Consider the following 19,955-nt stretch of genomic DNA (forward strand, 5'->3'; position numbering starts at 1 on the left):
AAATCCTCACTGATGTGAGGATTTGTTTGATTAACACGTCATGCGGACTAGAATCCTCGCGTTCGTGAGGATTTTCTAAAGCCGCCTCTGTTCAGCATGCTTATCCTCACGACCGTGAGGATTTCTATGAAGGTTGAAATCGATTCCCCCGAAAAGCTTGGCACGCTCATTCGCGCCAGCCGCAAGGCCTTGGGCATGCGTCAGGACGACGCGGCTGGCAGCATCGGCGTGAGCGAGAATTTTCTTGGCAAGGTTGAGCGCGGTGGCGAGACGGTGCAATGGGGCAAGCTCTTTCAGGTCCTGACAGAGCTGGGCCTGACCGTTGAGGTTGAAGTCCCTGAGAGCTTTGCCTCTGAAACCATGGCGCAATTCCAGGATATTCAGCACAAGCGCGGCCAGGCCGCAGGCTCTGAACATGACGCCTCGAAACATGAGGTGAAATGATGGAGCGGCAACTCAATGTCTGGATCAACGATGTTCTGGTCGGAGTGCTTCGCGAGTTCAACGGCTTATGGGCATTCGCGTATAGCCAAGAGTGGCTGAGCAGACCCGATGCACACGCCCTAAGTCCAGGGTTGCCGCTGCAGCCCAACGAACATGTCGACGGCGCGAGCGTACGGCCCGTGCAGTGGCACTTCGACAACCTCTTGCCCGAGGAAGGGCAGCGCCTGCTGATCGCCCAAAGCATCGGAGCTGCAGTTGCGGACGCCTTCAGCCTGCTGCAACGCTTTGGCGCCGAGTCTGCAGGCTCCCTGACGTTGCTCCCGCCCGGACAGCAGCCGCTAGCAGGCGGCAAGCAGACATTGACCCACGAAGTGCTGTCCTTGCGGATACGCGAAATGCCGCGAGTACCGCTCGCCGAGCGCTCAGCAAAGAAGATGTCCCTGGCCGGGGCTCAGCATAAGGTGGCGGTGATCTATCAGGATGGGGAGCTTCTGGAGCCCACCGGAAGTACGCCATCCACCCATATTCTCAAGCCCGACCACCCTGATATTGCCTGGGGCCATTCGGCCGTTAACGAATGGTTCGTCATGACTTTGGCGAAGCGATTAGGGCTGGATGTTCCGGCCGTTAGCAGACTGTACGTGCCTCAACCGATCTATCTGGTCGAGCGATTCGACCGCTCATTCACTCACGCCCAATGGCAGCGCCTGCACTGTATCGACGCCTGCCAGCTGACAGGCCTATCCCGCGAGTACAAGTACAGCGCCGGCAGCGTGCAGAAACTGAGCGACATCGCGAAGCTCTGCGTGCCTTCGGTGAAAGCGCGCGAAGCGCTGTTCAAATGGCTGGTGTTCAACGCCCTCGTCGGTAACGAAGACGCCCACCTGAAGAACCTGAGCTTTCTCGTGGGCCGGAAGGGCGTGGTATTGGCGCCGTTCTACGACCTGCTGAGCACAGCTGTTTACGGCACCCGCGCATTCGATCAGGACAAGTGGCCAACCCAATCGACACTGGCCTGGCCGCTCAATGGAGTGCTGTGCCTGCATGAGATTACCGGTGCCGTGTTGATCGATGCCGGGGTAGGCATGGGCATCAAACCTGCCACCGCGAAAAAGCATATCGACGCATTGGCGGGCAAGATCTACCAGCAGGCCACGGCGCTGCAGAACGAGGTGCAGCGGCAGAACGAAGCACTCAGCGAAGCCCAGCCAGCACTTCGTGCAACCTTCAACGGTGAGATGCGACTGCTGCGGGCCATCGTCGAGATTGTTATCAGGGAGATGGCGAGTCAGGTTAGCGGTGCGACTGGCATACGCTGAGCCTCAAGCGATACCTCAAGCGATACCTCAAGCAATAGTGAGGCTATGCGTCTGCGCGGGTCTCCCTGTGACGCTCCGCGGGTTAAAGTAGCGGCTTTGCCGCCTCACCCAGGAGCAGTTACGTGAACACGGAAAACCATTCCCAGACGGCCGCCTTTCTTTGGTCTATCGCTGACCTGCTGCGTGGTGATTTCAAACAGTCCCAGTACGGCCGCATCATCCTGCCGTTCACCCTGCTGCGGCGGATGGAATGCGTACTCGCTCCAACCAAGGACGAGGTGATTAAACAGACCTTCGCGCAGGAAGGCCGACCGGATACCGTGCGCGAGATGATCCTGCTGCGCGCCGCGGGCCAGCAGTTCTTCAACGCCTCGCCGCTGACCCTCGGGACGCTGTCCGATACCCAAACCGCCGCTGACTTGATGAGCTATGTGCAGGCGTTCAGTAAGGACGCCCGTGAGATTTTCGAGCACTTCCACTTTGAAGATTTCGTCCAGCAGCTGGAAACCGCCAATCTGCTCTACCAGGTGGTGCAGCGTTTCGCCGCCACCGACCTGAGCCCCGAGCGCATCAGCAACTTCGGCATGGGCATTATCTTCGAGGAGCTGATCCGCAAATTCGCGGAAAGCTCCAACGAAACCGCCGGGGAGCACTTCACCCCGCGCGATATCGTGCACCTCACCACCTCGCTGGTGATCACCGGGCAGGACGGCAAGCTCGCGCCCAACAGCATCGTCACCATCTATGACCCGACCGCGGGCACCGGCGGCTTCCTCTCCGAGGGCGACGAGTACATCCAGTCCATCAGCGAAAAGGTCACCGTGTCCCTGCACGGCCAGGAGCTCAACCCCGAGTCCTACGCCATCTGCAAGGCGGACATGCTGATCAAGGGTCAGGACGTCGCCAGCATCAAGCTCGGCAACACCCTGTCCAATGACCAGCTTGCCGACAAGCGCTTCGACTTCATGCTCAGCAATCCGCCGTTCGGCGTGGAGTGGAAGAAGGTGCAGAAGCAGATCACCGACGAGCACAGCCACAAGGGTTTCGACGGCCGCTTCGGCCCCGGCCTGCCCCGTGTGTCCGACGGTTCGCTGCTGTTCCTGTTGCACCTGGTCAGCAAGATGCGTGACCCGCGCGACGGTGGCTCGCGCATCGGCATCATCCTCAACGGCTCGCCACTGTTCACCGGCGGCGCCGGCTCGGGCGAGTCTGAGATTCGCCGCTACCTGCTGCAGAACGATCTGGTCGAAGCCATCATCGCCCTGCCCACCGACATGTTCTACAACACCGGCATCGCCACCTATGTGTGGGTGCTGAGCAACCACAAGGCTGCCGTGCGTCAGGGCAAGGTGCAGTTGATCGACGGCAGCCAGCACTTTGCCAAGATGCGCAAGTCGCTGGGCAGCAAGCGCCAGTACCTCACCGAGGAACAGATCGACGAGCTGGTGCGCCTGTATGGCCGCTTCGAGGAAACCCCGCAGAGCAAGATCTTCCCGGTCGAAGCTTTCGGCTATCGACGCATCACCGTCGAGCGCCCGTTGCGCCTGAACTTCCAGACCAGCCCTGAGCGCATCGAGAAGGTGCTGGAAGAAAAAGCCATCGAGAAGCTGGAAGCCCCTGCACGTCAGCGCCTGATCGAAGCCCTGCAGGCTATGGATGCCAGCGCGGCGCATCGCAACCGCGAGCAGTTCAGCAAGCTGCTGAAGAAGGCACTCAACGCCCACGACGTATTCCCCAGCACGCCCGAGCTGAAGGCCATCCTCAACGCCCTGAGCGAGCGTGACTCTGATGCCGATATCTGCATGGTCAAAGGCCAGCCGGAAGCCGATGCCGGCCTGCGCGACAACGAGAACGTGCCGCTGGGCGAGTCGGTGTACGACTACTTCGAGCGCGAAGTGAAACCACATGTGCCGGATGCCTGGATCGACGAAAGCAAGACGGACGCGCAGGACGGCGAAGTCGGCGTGGTCGGCTTCGAGATCCCCTTCAACCGCCACTTCTACGTGTTCCAGCCACCGCGTCTGCTGGAAGAGATCGACCGTGACCTGAAAGCCTGCACCGACCGAATCAAGCAGATGATCGAGGGGCTGTCGGCATGACATTTCCCTGCTACCCGAAATATAAGGCGTCAGGCTTTTTGTGGTTGGGGGACGTACCTGAGCATTGGACTCTCAAGCGCCTTGGCCATTACTTTGAAGAGCGTCGCGAAAGGGCTAGTGATACTGAGTTCGAACCTCTGTCAGTCACCAAGAACGGGATTGTTCCTCGGCTTGAAAGCGCAGCAAAAACGCAGGACGGAGATAATCGAAAGAAGGTTCTGGCAGGCGATTTTGTTATCAATAGCCGCTCTGATCGAAAGGGCTCATCCGGGCTATCGCCACTCGATGGCTCGGTTTCATTGATATGTACCGTATTGATCCCGGCTGGATTACACGGTCCATACATCCATCACTTATTCAGAAGCGAGCTGTTCCAAGAGGAATATTACCGTTGGGGTAAGGGGATAGTTGCTGACCTCTGGAGCACGAATTTTTCTGACATGAAGAATATTGTGCTGGGAGTCCCTTCTGAGGAAGAACAAGCCCAAATCGCCCGCTTCCTCGACCACGAAACCGCCCGCATCGACGCGCTGATCGAAGAGCAGCAGCGCCTGATCGAACTGCTCAAGGAAAAGCGCCAGGCCGTGATCTCCCACGCCGTCACCAAAGGCCTCGACCCGACGTTGCCGATGAAAGACTCCGGCGTCGAGTGGCTGGGAGAGGTGCCGGCGCATTGGGATGTAGTGCCAACTAACTATCGCTATGAAATCCAACTCGGGCGGATGCTTAATGAACAACGCGCCCAGGGCGAGCATTTAAAGCCATACCTGCGTGTTTTTGATGTCCAATGGCATTCAATCAATACGGCGGACCTTCCAATGATGGACTTTCCGCCAGATGCACAGTCTATGTACCGCCTCAGAGATGGCGACCTTCTTGTCAATGAAGGCGGAAGTTATGTTGGCCGCTCAGCGATATGGCGAGGTGAGCTGGATGAGTGCTATTACCAAAAAGCGCTTCACCGGCTACGCCCGCATAGTCGTAAGAACGATACTTCCGAGTTTTTCCTTTACGTCATGGAAATGGCCACTCAGCTAGGGGTTTCGTCGCGGGCGGCAATCAGACGACCATTGACCACCTGACGGCAGAGCAGCTTCGGAAGTACCGATTTGCCTTCCCACCGCTGGAAGAGCAGCAGCAGATCGCTGAGTTTCTTTCTGCTGCGTCTTCAGAAAACTTGAGCACAACCGCCGAGGCAGAAAAACTGATTGGATTCCTTCAGGAACGCCGCTCCGCCCTAATCTCCGCCGCCGTCACCGGCAAAATCGACGTGCGCGGCTGGCAGCCCCCAGCCAGCACTCAAGCCCCAGAACCAGTAGTAGCAGAGGCCGTATAAATGGCGGACAGCAAGGAAGCCCAGTTCCAGCAGGACATCATCACCGCCATGGTTGCCCAGGGCTGGCTCACTGGCCCGGCCAGCGGCTACGACCGGCGCACGGCGCTGTATACCGAGGACTTTCTTGGTTACTTCAAGGACGCCTGGCCGGAGCGTTGGGACAAGTTCGCCAAGGCCAACCCGAATAACCCTGACGATGTGCTGGTGCAGAAGCTGGTGCGCGAGTTGGAGCAAAGCGGCACCCTCGACGTGCTGCGCCATGGCTTCAAACTACCCGCGGTAAAAGTCGAGCTGTGCAGCTTCCAGCCCGACCACGGAATGAACCCTGACACCCTCAAGCGCTACTGGTGCAATCGCCTGCGCGTGGTGCCAGAGGTGTCCTATTCACCGCATGCGCGTGAGGCCGGCAGCAGCGGGCAGAGCTACAACCCACGGCTGGATTTGGTGCTGTTCGTCAACGGCATTCCCACTGCCACGCTGGAGCTGAAAAGTGAGTTCAAGCAGAGCGTGGAAAACGCCAAGCGTCAGTACCGCTACGACCGCCCGGTAAAAGACCCGCTGACGCGCAAACCCGAGCCGCTGCTGACCTTTAAACGCGGCGCGCTGGTGCATTTCGCGGTGGGCCAGAACGAGGTGGCGATGACCACCAAGCTGGACGGCAAGGACACCTTCTTTCTGCCGTTCAACCTCGGCAGCGCGGAAGGCGGCGCGGGCAACCCACCGCCGCCCGACGACAGCCAGTACGCCACCGGCTACCTGTGGCAGCAATTGTTCCAGCCGGATGCCTGGCTCAAGGTGCTCGGGCGCTTCCTGCACCTGGACAAGAAGACCAGCGAGGGATTCGACGGCTCGCTGACCACCAGGGAGACGATGATCTTCCCGCGTTACCACCAATGGGATGTGGTCAACCAGCTGATCCAGACCACTCACGCCGAAGGGCCGGGCAAGCGTTACCTGATCCAGCACAGCGCCGGCTCGGGCAAGTCCAACTCCATCGCCTGGACCGCTCACCAGCTCGCCTCGATGTACAGCGATGACGGCCAGAGGCTGTTCAGTTCGGTGATCGTGGTCACCGACCGCACGGTGCTGGACAGCCAGTTGCAGAACACCATCTACCAGTTCGTGCACGCCCAGGGCGTGGTGCGGCCGATCACCCGCGACGTCGGCAACCAGAGCAAGTCCGAGCAACTGGCCGAGGCGCTGGCCGAGCAGACGCGCATCATCATCGTCACCATCCAGACCTTCCCGGCGCTGTTCGACGCGCTGGAGAAGTACCCCAAGCTCGCGTCGGGGCGCTATGCGGTGATCGCCGACGAGGCGCACTCTTCGCAGACCGGCTCATCGGCCAGCAAGCTGAAGCAGATTCTCGGCAGCGATGCGCTAGATGCCGAGGAGATCAGCGCCGAAGATTTGCTCGATGCCGCCGTACAGGCGCGCCAGCCGAACGAGCGCATCAGCTATTACGCCTTCACCGCCACGCCCAAAGCCAAGACACTGGAGCTGTTCGGCCGCGTGCCCGACCCGACGCTGCCACCAAGCGCCAGCAACAGGCCCGAAGCCTTCCATCTGTATTCCATGCGCCAGGCCATCGAGGAAGGCTTCATCCTCGATGTGCTGCAGAACTACACCACCTACAGCACCGCCTGGAAGATCGCCCACCCGGACGGCGAAGACGACGAGGTGGACTCGAAGAAAGCGCGCATGAAGCTGGCGCGCTGGGTGCGGCTGCATCCGTACAACATCGACAAGAAGGTCGAGATCATCGTCGAGCACTTCCGCGGCAACATCCGCCACCTGCTCGGTGGCCAGGCCAAGGCGATGGTGGTGACCAGCAGCCGGCAGGAGGCGGTGCGCTACCAGTTGGCGGTGAAGGCCTATGTGCAACAGATGGGCTACGCCGACGTGCATCCGCTGGTGGCGTTCTCAGGCAGTGTGCTGCCGGATGAGGTGATCCCCGAGGAAGTGACGGAAAGCAGCAGCCTGCTTAACGCTGGCCTGAATGGCCGTGACCTTGCGGACGCTTTCGACACCCAGGACTTCAACGTGATGATCGCGGCCAACAAGTACCAGACCGGCTTCGACCAGCCCAAGCTGTGCGCCATGTACGTGGACAAGAAGCTGCAGGGTGTGGACTGTGTGCAGACACTGTCGCGGCTGAACCGCACCTTCCCGGCCAAGCAGACGTTCATCCTCGACTTTTTCAACGAGCCGCAGGACATCCTCGATGCCTTTCTGCCGTACTACACCAAGGCCGAGCTGAGCGATGTCACCGACCCGCAGATCATCTACGACCTGCAGAAAAAGCTGGATGCCGAAGGGATCTATCACTGGCAGGAGGTCGAGGCGTTCGCCCTGGCCTTCTTCGACCCGAAGGCGGCAGCCAGCAAGCTCAGCTACTACTGCCAGCCGGCCAAGGAGCGCTTCGCCAAGCGTTACGCGTTCAGCGTCGAATCGCGCCAGCAGGCGCTGGATTACAAACGCACCGCCGAGGCCAACGGCGACAGCGCCGGCCTGAAGAAGGCCGAGCATGCGCTGAAGGAGGCCGGCGAGCAGGTTGATCAGCTCGACCTGTTCCGCAAGAACCTGCAGAGCTTCGTGCGCCTGTACGAATTCCTTTCGCAGATCGTGCCTTACGAGGATCGCGAGCTGGAGCAGCTCTGCGTGTTCGCCAAGCACCTGCACCCACTGCTGCGGGTCGACCGCCTGCAACAGGACGACGTCGACGTCGGCGAGCTGCAACTGACCCACTACCGGCTAAGCAAACGTGCCGAACACCAGCTGCGCCTGAGCGAGGAGGGCGGTGAGTACACGCTCAAGCCTGGCAGTGACGTGGGCAGTGGTAAGCCACACGATCCGGAGAAGAAGCGGCTGTCGGAAATCATCGATGCGCTGAACGATATCTTCGGTGCCGAAGTCAGCGATGAAGATCAGCTGCACTTTCTCACCGGCATCGCCGAGCGCATCAGCCGCCAGGAAGATGTGATGGCGCAAGTGAACAACCACTCGGTGGATCAAGTGATGCACGGGCTGCTGCCAAAACGGGTAATCGATACCGTGCTGGACGCCATGACTGATCAGGAGAAGCTCTCGCTGGAAGTGCTGGACAACGAGACCAAGAGCCGGGCGTTTGCGTTGGTGATCTACAAAATGCTGAAGGCGCTGGCTGGCGGGGCTCATCCGTCGGCCGGCTTGTGAGTTCCTTTTAACTACACAGCGCTCAGGAGAAATGCACAGGATGGCAATTCCGGATTTTCAAAGTGTCATGCGCCCGGTGCTGCAGGCGGTTGGCGACGGCGTTCCGTTGCCGCTTGGCGCCCTGCGCGTGCGCATCGCCGATGTATTCCAGCTGACGGAAGAAGAGCGCAAGGAGCGGCTGCCCTCGGGGAATCAGACCGTGATCAACAATCGGGTGGGCTGGGCCAGAACCTATCTGAACAAGGCTGGCCTGCTGACGATTCCGAGCAAAGGAATGGTGCAGATCACCGACCGGGGGCGTGAGGCGCTGGCCAGTGGCCCGGCGCGAATCACCGTGACCTGGCTGAAGCAGTTTCCGGAGTTCGCCGACTTCCATACGGCTAAACCCCAGGTGACAAACGCCGCCGCCGTTGCAGACAGCGATCTAGCCGAAACCACGCCGGATGAGCAGTTGGCCGCGGCCTATCAGGCGTTGCAGCAATCCCTGGCAGACGAACTGCTGGCGCAGGTGCGGGCTGCTACGCCGAGCTTCTTCGAGCAGGTGGTCGTCGATCTGATGATCGCCATGGGCTATGGCGGTTCGCGAAAGGAGGCCGGCAAAGCGACCCAGCTCACCAACGACGACGGTATCGACGGCATCATCAAGGAAGACAAGCTCGGGCTGGATGTGATCTACCTGCAAGCCAAGCGCTGGGCCAACACCGTGCATCGTCCGGAAATAGACAAGTTCATCGGCGCGCTGACGCGAAAGCGGGCACGCAAAGGCGTATTCATTACCACCTCGGACTTTTCTACTGGCGCGAAGGAAGCGGCGCTCGGTCTGGATATCAAGGTCGTGCTGATCGACGGCATCGAGCTCGCCCGCCTGATGGTCGAACACAACCTCGGCGTGAGCGTTAAGCAGGTGTATGAGGTCAAGCAGGTCGACAGCGACTACTTTTCCGAGGAGTGACTTCGCTTGCGCTGTGATGGCCGGCGCGAACGTGGTTAGTGTCGCCCAGCCTACCCGCAAGATTGCCGGCAGAAATTCAGGCGCGTATCGAGGCGCACGGCTGCTCGCTGAAGACCTTCGACCATCTTTCGACAGCGCAAAGAAAAAGCCCCGAGAATCTCAAGATTCTCGGGGCTTTGCATTTGGTGGAGCCGGGGGGATTTGAATCCCAAACTTCAATATCCCGGCCAAATCAAGGCTTCAGCGCATTATGCAAGAAACCTTGATTTGTTGGATTGCTCACAGTGAGCGCGAGTATATGAACCTTTCGAGCCTTGTCAAGCATCGCAGTCACCTATCTGTGAGAGTGGCTTTGCGTGCGTTGGCGAGTAGAGCTGCCCGCAGTCGGTTGGGTTTAGGCTGCGTTGAAGCCAAACGCTCCTGAGTTTGAAGTTACCAATGATCTAGGGAGGCGTCTTGGGTTTCTAAGGTGTTCCCGTTGGCACCCGATCATAATCACCTCAACTCAATTTACGGTCTTATTTTGACTGCGGTTTGAGGTTCATGGAGCAGGATTGCCTGGTGTGATTCCAGGTTTCAATCGCGAGGTGCGAAAATGGATGGGGCGATTCACCCGCTCCTGGATCAGGCGGTCCAGCACCTTATGGACCTGCGGCCCCAGGCCAACGAACACGGCATCCTTCAGTTCTTCGACTTCCGCCGCGAAGTGCTCCAGCAGGTACTTCCTCAGCAAGGGGTGCTTGGTCATATCCGGTGAGCCACGGTAATCGTCGTCCTTTACGAATACCGGATAGCGCAGACATTGATTTTCGTGCGTTAGAGAGGGCCTCGCTGCCCAAAAGCCTCACGCGCAAACTCCAAGAAGCTGCGCAGCTTTGGAGTCATTCTTCGGTCAGGGGGATAGAGGATGTGCATTGCGGTATTCGGCACGGGGTACTGCGGCAACAGACGCACCAGTGTCCCATCGCGCAGTGCATCGCTAACCAACTCTATCGGCTGTAGAACCACACCTAGACCAGCTACAGCCGCTGCCAGCAGTGGATCACCTTGATTGATCGTTAATTTGCTTGTAATAGGAACATCTATACGCCCCTCCGGGCTGTCGAAGCTCCAGTGTGAGCGGCCATCAGAATAGGTAAACCCCAGACACTCCTGCTGCTGTAGATCCCACGGATTGATGATGGGAGGGCGACGTGCAAGATAGGACGGCGCAGCGCATAAAACCATCTGATAGGGCTCCAGTGGCACTGCCTTCAACCCACTGCTCACCAGCTCGCCGATGCGAAATACCACGTCGTAACCATCATCAACGATATCGACCAGTTCGTTCGATAACGTTAGGTCAACAGACACCTGAGGATACCGAACCATGTATTCCAGCAGGCGTGGCGAAAGCGTGCGAATTCCGAACGTGACCGGCGCGTTGATGCGAAGGCGGCCACTTGGTGTGCCCCGAGTGAGGGCGGCCAGGTTCTCGGCAGACTGCATGTCTGCAAGGATCAGTTTTGCTCGCGGGTAGAACGCCCTGCCGAAGTCGGTGAGGCTTTGCCTGCGCGTAGTCCGGTGCAGCAGGGAAACACCCAGATGTTGTTCGAGCATTTTCACCTGTTTCCCTACCAATTGAGGGGAGAGATTCAGGTCGTCCGCAGCGGCGCTGAATGAACCCAGCTCAACTGTTTTGACGAACGTGGCCATCTGGGTCAGGCGATCCATTATAAACACTCTGTTTCTAGTAATGCGCCATCGTAGGCCTTTATCTAGCGCCAACCAATGACTAAATTTTCGTCACCTTTCGAGTGCCCGGATACCTTCCGGATGTACGTCGAGGCCCATTGATAAACGAGATATCTATGATGGCACGCATTGTCAGAATTCATGAATACGGTGACGCCAGCGTTCTGAAGCTGGAAGATCTGGAAGTATCGGCACCAGCAGCAAACGAGGTGCAAATTAGTGTTAAAGCCATTGGCTTGAACCGAGCCGAAGTGATGTTCCGCAATCACGCATACCTACAAGAAGCGGAGTTCCCCAGCCGCTTAGGCTACGAGGCCGCAGGCATCGTAACGGCAGTTGGGAGCGACGTAACCGAGATCACGATTGGTGACTCGGTCGCTCTGATCCCACCTCTGGATATTGCTCGCTGGGGCACCTACGGCGAGTTGGCCAATGTACCGGCCCACCTGGTGGTAAAGAGCCCTGAGAACTTGTCCTTTGAAGAGGCTGCGGCGTCTTGGATGCAGTACGTCACCGCCTGGGGGGCATTGATTGAACAGGCGAAGCTACGGCAGGGCGATTTTGTCATCGTTACCGCCGCGTCAAGCAGTGTTGGCTTGGCCGCCTTCCAAATGGCTCGTATGGTCGGCGCCACATCGATTGCGATCACTCGAACTCACGCGAAGAAGCAAGCCCTACTTGATGCAGGCGCTGCGCATGTCATCGTCAGCGATGAAGAGGATATCGTCGAGCGTGTTATGACGATAACTGCCGGTCAAGGCGCTCGCGTTGTATTCGATCCTGTAGGCGGGCCGTCCTTTGAACCTCTCACGCAGAGCATGGCGCGGGGCGGAATTTTGCTGGAGTACGGCGCACTTAGCTCTGAACCGACACCATTCCCACTGTTTACCGTGCTGGGCAAAAGCCTGACTTTGAAGGGCTATATCTACGCAGAGATTGTGGCCGACCTTGAAGCCCTAGAGAGAGCAAAGGCTTTTATTCTGCAAGGGTTGAAGTCCGGTACGTTGCGCCCGATCATCGCAAAGACATTCGCACTTAGCGACATCCAGGATGCCCATCGTTTCCTTGAAGCCAATCAGCAGATCGGCAAGATCGTGGTAACTGTCTGACCAGCAATTATGGGGCTGAGAGCGTAATCCTTCGGCCCCGATTCAAGCCAGCCCTGATGACCGCTTTTGGCCGATTCTGTTGAAAAAGTAGCTGCTCCCCCCATGCTGTTGGCAGAATTGCTCTGTCAGCTAGCGCGTGGGCGAACAGCATGATGGGACAGTTACCAGGAGGACAGCAGTGCCTGTTCTACTCGTTCAATCTGGAAGACCACGTTCCGCCCCAACACCTCTTACGCAGCATCGACCAGTGCCTGGATCTCAGCGATCTGCGTGACTACCTGGCGGATTTCTATAGCCCCATCGGGCGCACCTCGATTGACCCGGAATTGATGGTGCGCATGCTGGTCGTCGGCTACTGCTATGGCATCCTTTCCAAACGGCGATCGTGAGAAGAGGTGCACTTAAACCTGGCCTATCGCTGGTTCTGCCGACTGGGCTTTGAGGATGAAGTACCCAATCACTGGTGATTCCGACTGCGTCGCATGGGCAAAAGGGGCACCGTGTGTGCTTCGCAATGGGAGCCCCATTAAAGCGACACTCGCCCAAAAAGAATGGAATCAAGACAGCAGAGTTATGGTCAGCACTGCGGCAACGAACAAGCCCGAAATCAATTCTGAATTGTGCTCACCAGGTTGCTTTGTGGCGATGCCCAGCATCGCCTATCGGTTGGCACGAGTCGCAGCAGGTGATGGGGATGCAGGCGTATCGCTTGTGCCGGTTTCAGCACACGATGTGGCTGCAGGTCATGCGCTGCTAATTGGCGCAGGGGGTGTGCTGATTGACCAGGATGGGAACAGCATCACTTATGTCACTGAAGCCGACATGCAGACAGTATCTCGGAGATGTTTTGGCGGCACCTCAGAAGCATGTAAGACGCTGGTTACCCGCAACTGGAGCACGGTATTCAGCTAGCCCATTGCTCGACTATCGCCCCAGCTCAGACAATGCAACCGCATTGACAAGGTAATGCATCCGCATTACCTTGAAACAGCTCACACGAGCCGGAGCAAGTCATGGCCAGAGCACTTGAAGTCGAATCCACCCTTACCGACCGCTATCAGACGACGGTACCAGAAACGGTTCGCCGCGCACTTCAGCTAAACAAGCGCGACAAAATCCATTACTCGATTCGCCCCAGCGGTGAGGTCGTGCTGAGCCGTGCTGAGCCCACTGAGGATGACCCGGCAATCGGCCAGTTTCTCAGCTTTCTTGCACATGACATCGCAGCGAACCCTCAGCACCTGCGAGCCATAGATTCAGATCTCGTGGCACGCATTCATTCGCTGGTCGATAGCAACGATATAGATCTGGATGCCCCGCTGTCGGCAGACGATGAATGAGCCAAGACCAAGGTAAGCCACTGGTTGCTCATGGCTGGACAGTATTTGCGCACCCCTTGTTTCTGGATCAGCTCGAAACCCTCATTCAGCAAGTTGAGCTCTCAAAACAAAAAGACCCCGTGGGTTATCGCAAGAATAATGCAGCCAAGCGGCTGGCAGCCATCACCAAGCTGGCTTTTGACGTTATCCCACAAGACCCGAGCAAGCCCGAATACCGCCAAGGTGGCACATTTGGCGAGGAACATAAGCACTGGTTCCGTGCCAAGTTTTTTCAGCAGTATCGGCTGTTCTTCCGGTACCACGGCCCAAGCAAGGTAATCATCTTGGCGTGGGTTAATGACGAAGACACCAAGCGTGCCTATGAGAGCAGCGATGACGCCTACAAGGTGTTTCGAAAAATGCTCGCAAGCGGACATCCACCTGACTCGTGGGATAAGCTGCTGAATGAAGCCACGCAGGAAAACGCACGATTAAATTCTGCCGCCACCTCGGTCAACTGAGCCCCCAACAAGCTGCCGGTTCAAATCCCTATCGAGGATTTGAACCCAGAACATCCTTCCCGCACCGCGCGGCGCCTTTAAACTGGAAATCGTTTTGGTTGCGCTCTTGACGGAAGGCTCAAGGTTCCTATATTGCTTAAGAGTGAAATCCTACAAATCAGTTTTCAGAGACCAAGTGCCTGAAACGCTGATTTGAGCTGGGTATTTTTGTCTTTGGATTCAAATCCCCCGGCTCCGAGCCCCCGCAGGAGTTCGAATCGTTACGTACGAACCCCCAGAAACCCTCACTAGCCCGCACGGCCCGATGCTAGGTCGTTGATTTTCAACAAACCGCTCTATCGGTCCGCGCTTGCGGACTGCGGACTTTCGATTGGCCGGAAATCTGGCTCGCCCAGACGGCTCTCGGTACCGACACGTTGCAAACAGTCGGTACTTCTCGATAACTACCCGACGAATCGGAACATCACAGCCAGCCCTGATGTTGCCCCTGCTTGCTGACGCAGCTTGGAAGTTCTGGCTGCAATATTGCCCCCCATCGCTGTGGAAAGTAGCTCCCTGGGCAAGTGCAATCGAGGGGGGGATCGCTGCGTAGAGCTTGTGACCCCCATCCTGCAGCGTGACCTGATTGGGTCAAGGCCGGGTTGTCATGCAGGCAGTTTGGCTGCAAGCAGTTCGACCTTCTCGATATTGGGCGGAGAACTGAGCAAGGTCGCGGCGTTGGCCATCAAGGCCGCGGCGATCTGGCCGTTCAGATGTGCTTGGCGACCTGCCTCATCGGCAAAGGCATCGAACACACCGAACGTCGAAGGGCCAAACTTCAATGCGAACCAGGCAGTGGTGCCGGACTCTGCGTTGGCGAGTGGCAGTGCGCTGGCCAGGAAGTCGGCAAGCGCAGCCTCCTGGCCGGGTTTGGCTTCGAGGCGAACAAACAAGGCGAGCTTGGTCATGCTGTAATCCTTGGGGTAAATGGAAAAGTGGGTGAAGGGATCGACGAGACAGCACCCTAAGTCTTCATGATAGACATCTCTATAGGCAATAATGACAACATTGATATCATTGTTGCCATGAAAATCCACATCCTTGTTTGTGATGGCGTGTTTGATCTGGGGCTTGCGGCCCTGACTGACACCCTTGGCTTGGCCAACGCAATGGCGGGCTCGCTGCCACAGGCTCCCGCGCCCATCGAGATCACGCTGGTGGCCGTGCGGCGTCGCATCCGGACTGCGCAAGGCTTGACGGTCCCCGTGGTCACTGCGCGTGGTGTGCCAGAACCAGACGTCGTGCTCGTGCCCGCGTTTGGTGACAAGATGCCTGACACGCTCTCGGCTCGGCTCACACGCCCCGACGTGCCCGATGCGGTCGCCGCGCTACAGCAGTGGTCCACCGCTGGCGCGCACCTTGGTGCCGCCTGCTCCGGTAGTTTCTTGCTTGCAGAGAGTGGCCTGCTTGATGGGCATCGTGCGACGACGTCATGGTGGCTGGGGCCGATGTTTCGGCAGCGCTATCCGAACGTCACGCTGGACGAGTCACGCATGATCGTGAACTCGACACGCTTCACTACCGCGGGTGCCGCTTTGGCCCACGTCGACCTGGCCTTGCGCATCATCCGGGGGCGCAGTCCGGCGCTGGCGGCCCTAGTAGCACGCTATCTGCTGGTCGAGGCACGCAGTTCGCAAGCCGAGTTCGTGATTCCCGACCACCTTGCGCATGCCGACCCGATGGTGGAGCGCTTCGAGTGCTGGGCCAGAAGTCAGCTCGCGAAGGGGTTCTCGCTGGCCGAGGCGGCCAGCGCCGCGGGCACAAGCGAGCGCACCTTGGCGCGGCGGCTGCAAAGCGTTTTGGGCAAGACACCGTTGTCGTATTTCCAGGATCTGCGCGTGGAGCATGCCGTCCATCTCTTGCGCACCGGAAACGCGAGCGTCGACCAAGTCGCCGCACAGGTCGGGTACTCGGATGGGGTGACCCTGCGGGCCCTGTTGCGCCGCAAGCTGGGCCGGGGTGTCAGGGAGTTGCGACGCGGTGGATGACCAGAGGCGTTTGGTGTATGTACAGCTGGAGACCGCCGGGAAACTGACGCAGGCCAAACGGCGCATTTGGACCTGATAAAACTACTGCGCCACGTTATTTGAACTGGTTTGCTAGGGTCTGTTGCCATTTCGCGCTAACCCATTGATCTATAAGAGCAAGCCCGTATCGTTGAAGCTCTGACCCAACATCGATACGAGCTTGCAATGCCCCGATTACTGCTCAGCGATGAGCATTGGTCGAAGCTGCGGGAAATTCTGCTGCACAAGGCCATCTACAACAAGCGTGATCTACGAATGACCGTGGACGGCATGCTGTACCGCATGCGCACGGGATGTCCCTGGAGAGACCTGCCCAAGGCGTTTGGCTACTGGAATAAGGTCTACAAACGCTTCAATGCAGGCCGCAGCGGTACAAGAGGATTCACCGAAAGAATTGCTTGGCATGTTGTTCTCCTCTGTTCAAACGGACGGCGCAGCTATCGCGCGCCAGGACGGCAGCTCGTCAGGAAGATTTCTCTTCCGCCGCCGTGTCGCTGTGGGCGTGTCTTATCCTGCGGACGATCCACCAGATCGTCAGCATCACCGCAGGTACCAGAACCGCCATCACCGGCGCCACGCTGTCGTGAACGATCGGAATGCCCTTGAGCAGGTAGCCGAGAAGACTCACGACGTAATAAGAAATTGCCGCGACCGACAGGCCTTCGACGGTTTGCTGAAGGCGCAATTGCAACTTGGCCCGGTTGTTCATCGAAGCCAGCAGATCGCGGTTCTGGCGTTCAAGTTCGACGTCGATCCACGAACGCAGCAACGCGATGGCTCGGGTCAGTTTGTCGGAGAGCTTGGCCTGGCGCTCCTTTACGGATTGGCACGTCCGCATGGCTGGAGCGATGCGACGCTGCAGGAAGTCCGCCCAGGTGCTGTATCCGGATACGGCCACTTCTGAAAGCGCAGCCAGCCTTTCCTCGACGATCTCATAGTAGGCACGGCTGGCGCCGAAGCGATAGAGATTTGCCGCGACGCCAGCTTCCAGTTCGGCGGCCAGACCGGTCAATTCGGAAAGCAGCACGTCGCTATCGCGGCGTTCTACCAAACTCGTACACATCTCGTCAGTGATCGCTGCAAGGCGCGACTCCATGCGTCGCAGCTCCGACGTCATCGATCGCGTCAACGGCAGAGACAGCAACGCCAAGGTACGGTACGTCTCGATCTCCAATAGACGTTGAGCCAGCGCACCTGCCCGCGCCGGGGTCAAATCACGAGCAAGGATGAGGATCTGCGTCAGGCCATCCTCATCCTGTCGGAAGTCGGTCAAGATGGCGGCAGAGCCGTTCTCTACCAGCGAGTAGCACAGGCTGGCAGGATCGAAGCGATCAGCCTCCTTCTCCGTTTCTGGCATCCACGGAAGAAGTCTCAAGCGGATGCCGGATACGACCGGGCCCGGAGGAACAAATCCATATTTGAAAGGGATTTTCTCCGCAAGGCTCTCCCGTCTTGGAATCCAGCGAAGCGCACCAGAGATACGTAGAGAACTCGGTGTGCTTTTCACAGTGAAGGTCTCCCTCATCCCATGTCACGCCGTGTAGCGGCGTAGCGTGGTCGGGCTCGGCAACGCCGAAGCGATGAGATAACTCGCTCATCGCCATCTGATCCCTGGCCTGGTCGCCTTCGGTCATGAAAGAGAGCTGCAATATACCGCGGGGGGCCTGAAGCAACAGATGCGGGCGCGCATGCACTTCACCCACGGCTGCAGCACGATCGGCATAGGCCGGCATGCCGTACACGGTGGCGGTCGGGGTGGGTTGTACGGTCGTCGTATTGATATTGGCCGGCTCTTTCATAACGACCTCATTTCTCATTGGTTGAAAAGCACGCTTCAAAACAAATGCCCGCAGCCATGCGTTTCACACATGGCTGCGGGCCGATCTTCATGAGCATGCACCGCGTTACGCAGTCCGTCTAACAGGCTCGCCGTATAATAGAGGCTTGTGCTGACCCTGTCAGAACGCTCTCAGCTTCCTTGCTTTCAGACGAAGGTGTACGAGCAGACCTTGTTGCCCGCCGGATCACGCAGGTAGGCAGCATAGGCACCCGGCAGGTGACCACGTGCGCCAGGTTGGCCCTCGTCAGTGCCGCCTGCGGCAAGGCCGGCGGCGTGGAAGGCATCCACTTCAGCGGGAGTGGCGGCCGCAAAGCCGATCGTCACGCCGTTGCTGGAAGGCGCTTCACCATTGCCCGGGCGGGCGATGATGAAAGCCGGCTTTTCGCGACCGAAAAGTACCCATCCGTTGTTGAAAGGACCGAGGTTCTTGATGCCAAGAGCACCCAGAGCGGCGGCGTAGAACGCGACCGACTTCTGAAGGTCGGCAGCGCCGATAAAGATGTGCGAAAAGATGCCATCGCCAGAAATGACAGGAGTGGACATGATTAATTTCCTTGGTGGTTGGCGTTGAATGGGTAGTGGGCGATCAGTAGTGGATCACCGTGCGAATCGACTTGCCTTCATGCATCAGGTCGAAGGCCTTGTTGATGTCGTCGAGGCCCATGGTGTGGGTGACGAACGGGGCGAGATCGATCTCGCCTTTCATTGCGTCCTCCACCATGCCGGGAAGTTGAGTGCGGCCCTTGACCCCGCCGAAAGCCGAGCCCTTCCAGGTGCGACCGGTGATCAACTGGAACGGGCGCGTCGAAATTTCCTTGCCTGCACCAGCCACGCCGATGACGATCGACTGGCCCCAGCCACGATGTGCTGCTTCCAGTGCCGAGCGCATCACGTTGACGTTGCCGATGCACTCGAAGGTGTGATCGACACCCCAACCGGTCATCTCGATGAGAACCTCGTGAATCGGCTTGTCGAAGTCCTTCGGGTTGAGGCATTCGGTCGCGCCGAAGGTACGAGCCAGCTCGAACTTCGCTGGATTGGTGTCGATGGCGATGATGCGACCCGCCTTGGCCTGGCGTGCCCCCTGAATCGCAGCGAGCCCGATGCCGCCGAGGCCGAAGATGGCCACAGAGTCACCCGGCTGAACCTTGGCCGTGTTGTGAACAGCGCCGATGCCGGTGGTCACACCGCAACCCAGCAGGCAGACATGCTCGGGATTGGCGTCCGGGTTGATCTTGGCCAGCGAGACTTCGGCCACCACCGTGTATTCGCTGAAGGTCGAGCAGCCCATGTAGTGGTAGATCGGCTGGCCGTTGTAGCTGAAGCGGGTGGTGCCATCGGGCATCACGCCCTTGCCCTGGGTGGCGCGCACCGCCACGCACAGGTTGGTCTTGCCGCTCTTGCAGAACAGGCACTCACCGCACTCGGCGGTGTACAGCGGGATCACGTGGTCACCCGGCTTGACCGAGGTCACGCCCTCGCCGACCTCGACCACGATGCCGGCGCCCTCATGGCCCAGCACCGCCGGGAACACGCCTTCCGGGTCCTCGCCCGACAGGGTGAAGGCGTCGGTATGGCAAACGCCGGTATTCGTGATCCTGACAAGCACCTCGCCCTTGCGCGGCGGCTCGACGTCGATCTCGACGATTTCCAGTGGCTTTCCAGGCCCGAAGGCAACTGCTGCACGTGATTTCATGATGTCGCTTCCTTTACTAGCTAACTAAATTTTCCCTCACCGAGGGCACCCTGGTGCCTCTACCGCAGGTAGGAGCGGACGATGGAGATGGTCTCGTCAATGGACTTGTTCTGCGAATCGCTCCTGATTTCGCTACTGGGAAACTCTTCCCGTAGATAGCTCTCCATAACCGTTGCCATCAATCCGTTGTCAGCCCCACGAACAGCTGCAAGCTGCTGAAGAATTGCAGGGCATTCAGCACCTGCATCGAGCGCTTGCTTCTTTTCTTCCGGGCCATGTGGCACTCACCGCTTTTCACTCCAGATAAGCGGGGCCTGACGCCGAA

The 19,955-nt window shown here is 58.6% G+C and carries 17 protein-coding genes and 5 pseudogenes; 15 read left to right on the forward strand and 7 right to left on the reverse strand.

Features of this window, described 5'->3' with window-relative positions:
• Positions 1 to 126: 126 nt before the first annotated feature.
• The 7 genes and pseudogenes from PSEST_RS04275 to PSEST_RS04300 all read left to right on the forward strand — a co-directional run bounded on the left by PSEST_RS04275 (position 127) and on the right by PSEST_RS04300 (position 9,345).
• Positions 127 to 444, forward strand: coding sequence for a helix-turn-helix domain-containing protein (locus PSEST_RS04275; RefSeq protein ID WP_015275808.1), 318 nt, complete (start codon positions 127 to 129; stop codon positions 442 to 444).
• Positions 444 to 1,763: a HipA domain-containing protein gene (locus tag PSEST_RS04280; protein ID WP_015275809.1), complete on the forward strand. Its 1,320-nt coding sequence runs from the start codon at positions 444 to 446 to the stop codon at positions 1,761 to 1,763. The genes PSEST_RS04275 and PSEST_RS04280 overlap by 1 nt, the downstream gene beginning before the upstream one ends.
• A gap of 122 nt (positions 1,764 to 1,885) precedes the next feature.
• A complete protein-coding gene (locus tag PSEST_RS04285) occupies positions 1,886 to 3,862 on the forward strand; it encodes a type I restriction-modification system subunit M (protein ID WP_015275810.1) in 1,977 nt (658 codons plus the stop codon).
• Entirely contained in the window at positions 3,859 to 4,944 is a 1,086-nt protein-coding gene (locus tag PSEST_RS22355) for a restriction endonuclease subunit S (RefSeq protein WP_051035494.1), read from the forward strand. Before PSEST_RS04285 ends, PSEST_RS22355 begins: the two co-directional genes overlap by 4 nt.
• A 131-nt stretch (positions 4,945 to 5,075) precedes the next feature.
• Positions 5,076 to 5,198, forward strand: a pseudogene (locus PSEST_RS22545) (restriction endonuclease subunit S); the annotation flags it as partial.
• A complete protein-coding gene (locus tag PSEST_RS04295; protein WP_015275811.1) occupies positions 5,199 to 8,393 on the forward strand; it encodes a type I restriction endonuclease subunit R in 3,195 nt (1,064 codons plus the stop codon).
• Positions 8,394 to 8,433: 40 nt separating this feature from the next.
• Positions 8,434 to 9,345 (forward strand): restriction endonuclease, encoded by a 912-nt coding sequence (locus PSEST_RS04300; protein WP_015275812.1) that lies wholly within the window; start codon positions 8,434 to 8,436, stop codon positions 9,343 to 9,345.
• A 541-nt stretch (positions 9,346 to 9,886) separates the two neighbouring features.
• Here PSEST_RS04300 and PSEST_RS21670 read toward each other — a convergent pair.
• Both PSEST_RS21670 and PSEST_RS04305 read right to left on the reverse strand, forming a co-directional pair.
• Positions 9,887 to 10,093, reverse strand: coding sequence for a hypothetical protein (locus PSEST_RS21670; protein WP_197445814.1), 207 nt, complete (start codon positions 10,091 to 10,093; stop codon positions 9,887 to 9,889).
• A gap of 68 nt (positions 10,094 to 10,161) precedes the next feature.
• Positions 10,162 to 11,058: a LysR family transcriptional regulator gene (locus PSEST_RS04305; RefSeq protein ID WP_015275813.1), complete on the reverse strand. Its 897-nt coding sequence runs from the start codon at positions 11,056 to 11,058 to the stop codon at positions 10,162 to 10,164.
• Between the two features lie 140 nt (positions 11,059 to 11,198).
• Here PSEST_RS04305 and PSEST_RS04310 point away from each other — a divergent pair, with 140 nt between their 5' ends.
• The 5 genes and pseudogenes from PSEST_RS04310 (at position 11,199) to PSEST_RS04325 (ending at position 14,028) form a co-directional block, all read left to right on the forward strand.
• Positions 11,199 to 12,188 carry a zinc-dependent alcohol dehydrogenase family protein gene (locus PSEST_RS04310; RefSeq protein WP_041756905.1) on the forward strand — a complete coding sequence of 330 codons (990 nt, stop codon included), beginning with the start codon at positions 11,199 to 11,201 and terminating at the stop codon, positions 12,186 to 12,188.
• A 149-nt stretch (positions 12,189 to 12,337) separates the two neighbouring features.
• Positions 12,338 to 12,649 (forward strand): annotated as a pseudogene (locus PSEST_RS04315) (transposase); the annotation flags it as partial.
• A 112-nt stretch (positions 12,650 to 12,761) separates the two neighbouring features.
• Positions 12,762 to 13,100, forward strand: a complete 339-nt coding sequence (locus tag PSEST_RS22060; RefSeq protein ID WP_330216887.1) for an inositol monophosphatase family protein — start codon at positions 12,762 to 12,764, stop codon at positions 13,098 to 13,100.
• 101 nt (positions 13,101 to 13,201) lie between these two features.
• Entirely contained in the window at positions 13,202 to 13,528 is a 327-nt protein-coding gene (locus tag PSEST_RS04320) for a type II toxin-antitoxin system PrlF family antitoxin (protein ID WP_015275815.1), read from the forward strand.
• Positions 13,525 to 14,028 carry a type II toxin-antitoxin system YhaV family toxin gene (locus tag PSEST_RS04325; RefSeq protein WP_015275816.1) on the forward strand — a complete coding sequence of 168 codons (504 nt, stop codon included), beginning with the start codon at positions 13,525 to 13,527 and terminating at the stop codon, positions 14,026 to 14,028. Before PSEST_RS04320 ends, PSEST_RS04325 begins: the two co-directional genes overlap by 4 nt.
• A gap of 644 nt (positions 14,029 to 14,672) precedes the next feature.
• On the opposite strand, the gene PSEST_RS04330 is transcribed toward PSEST_RS04325, so the two are convergent.
• On the reverse strand, positions 14,673 to 14,975 hold the full coding sequence (locus PSEST_RS04330; RefSeq protein ID WP_007182542.1) for a putative quinol monooxygenase: 303 nt from the start codon (positions 14,973 to 14,975) through the stop codon (positions 14,673 to 14,675).
• 117 nt (positions 14,976 to 15,092) lie between these two features.
• Between PSEST_RS04330 and PSEST_RS22550 the strand changes: the two are divergent.
• The 3 genes and pseudogenes from PSEST_RS22550 to PSEST_RS21675 all read left to right on the forward strand — a co-directional run.
• Positions 15,093 to 15,575 (forward strand): annotated as a pseudogene (locus PSEST_RS22550) (DJ-1/PfpI family protein); the annotation flags it as partial.
• Positions 15,576 to 15,746: 171 nt separating this feature from the next.
• The gene (locus PSEST_RS22555; protein ID WP_369806812.1) at positions 15,747 to 16,055 is read left to right on the forward strand and encodes a helix-turn-helix domain-containing protein; all 309 of its coding nucleotides are present in this window, start codon (positions 15,747 to 15,749) and stop codon (positions 16,053 to 16,055) included.
• A gap of 204 nt (positions 16,056 to 16,259) precedes the next feature.
• Positions 16,260 to 16,454, forward strand: a pseudogene (locus PSEST_RS21675) (transposase); the annotation flags it as partial.
• Between the two features lie 103 nt (positions 16,455 to 16,557).
• Here PSEST_RS21675 and PSEST_RS04340 read toward each other — a convergent pair.
• The 4 genes and pseudogenes from PSEST_RS04340 to PSEST_RS04355 form a co-directional block, all read right to left on the reverse strand.
• A pseudogene (locus tag PSEST_RS04340) lies at positions 16,558 to 17,893 on the reverse strand (DUF3422 family protein).
• 185 nt (positions 17,894 to 18,078) lie between these two features.
• A complete protein-coding gene (locus PSEST_RS04345; protein ID WP_003291554.1) occupies positions 18,079 to 18,477 on the reverse strand; it encodes a VOC family protein in 399 nt (132 codons plus the stop codon).
• 43 nt (positions 18,478 to 18,520) lie between these two features.
• Positions 18,521 to 19,630 (reverse strand): S-(hydroxymethyl)glutathione dehydrogenase/class III alcohol dehydrogenase, encoded by a 1,110-nt coding sequence (locus PSEST_RS04350; RefSeq protein ID WP_003291553.1) that lies wholly within the window; start codon positions 19,628 to 19,630, stop codon positions 18,521 to 18,523.
• Positions 19,631 to 19,689: 59 nt separating this feature from the next.
• Positions 19,690 to 19,914 carry a metal-sensing transcriptional repressor gene (locus PSEST_RS04355; protein ID WP_013970887.1) on the reverse strand — a complete coding sequence of 75 codons (225 nt, stop codon included), beginning with the start codon at positions 19,912 to 19,914 and terminating at the stop codon, positions 19,690 to 19,692.
• Positions 19,915 to 19,955: the final 41 nt, after the last annotated feature.

The organism is Stutzerimonas stutzeri RCH2 (assembly GCF_000327065.1).
GTDB classification, from domain to species: domain Bacteria; phylum Pseudomonadota; class Gammaproteobacteria; order Pseudomonadales; family Pseudomonadaceae; genus Stutzerimonas; species Stutzerimonas stutzeri_AE.

Excerpts from the sequence above, each read along its gene's own strand:
- PSEST_RS04275 (WP_015275808.1), top strand. The coding sequence starts at position 127 with ATGAAGGTTGAAATCGATTCCCCCGAAAAGCTTGGCACGCTCATTCGC.
- PSEST_RS04280 (WP_015275809.1), top strand. The coding sequence starts at position 444 with ATGGAGCGGCAACTCAATGTCTGGATCAACGATGTTCTGGTCGGAGTG.
- PSEST_RS22355 (WP_051035494.1), top strand. The coding sequence starts at position 3,859 with ATGACATTTCCCTGCTACCCGAAATATAAGGCGTCAGGCTTTTTGTGG.
- PSEST_RS04295 (WP_015275811.1), top strand. The coding sequence starts at position 5,199 with ATGGCGGACAGCAAGGAAGCCCAGTTCCAGCAGGACATCATCACCGCC.
- PSEST_RS04300 (WP_015275812.1), top strand. The coding sequence starts at position 8,434 with ATGGCAATTCCGGATTTTCAAAGTGTCATGCGCCCGGTGCTGCAGGCG.
- PSEST_RS21670 (WP_197445814.1), bottom strand. The coding sequence starts at position 10,093 with ATGACCAAGCACCCCTTGCTGAGGAAGTACCTGCTGGAGCACTTCGCG.
- PSEST_RS04305 (WP_015275813.1), bottom strand. The coding sequence starts at position 11,058 with ATGGATCGCCTGACCCAGATGGCCACGTTCGTCAAAACAGTTGAGCTG.
- PSEST_RS04310 (WP_041756905.1), top strand. The coding sequence starts at position 11,199 with ATGGCACGCATTGTCAGAATTCATGAATACGGTGACGCCAGCGTTCTG.
- PSEST_RS22060 (WP_330216887.1), top strand. The coding sequence starts at position 12,762 with ATGGTCAGCACTGCGGCAACGAACAAGCCCGAAATCAATTCTGAATTG.
- PSEST_RS04320 (WP_015275815.1), top strand. The coding sequence starts at position 13,202 with ATGGCCAGAGCACTTGAAGTCGAATCCACCCTTACCGACCGCTATCAG.
- PSEST_RS04325 (WP_015275816.1), top strand. The coding sequence starts at position 13,525 with ATGAGCCAAGACCAAGGTAAGCCACTGGTTGCTCATGGCTGGACAGTA.
- PSEST_RS04330 (WP_007182542.1), bottom strand. The coding sequence starts at position 14,975 with ATGACCAAGCTCGCCTTGTTTGTTCGCCTCGAAGCCAAACCCGGCCAG.
- PSEST_RS22555 (WP_369806812.1), top strand. The coding sequence starts at position 15,747 with ATGGTGGAGCGCTTCGAGTGCTGGGCCAGAAGTCAGCTCGCGAAGGGG.
- PSEST_RS04345 (WP_003291554.1), bottom strand. The coding sequence starts at position 18,477 with ATGTCCACTCCTGTCATTTCTGGCGATGGCATCTTTTCGCACATCTTT.
- PSEST_RS04350 (WP_003291553.1), bottom strand. The coding sequence starts at position 19,630 with ATGAAATCACGTGCAGCAGTTGCCTTCGGGCCTGGAAAGCCACTGGAA.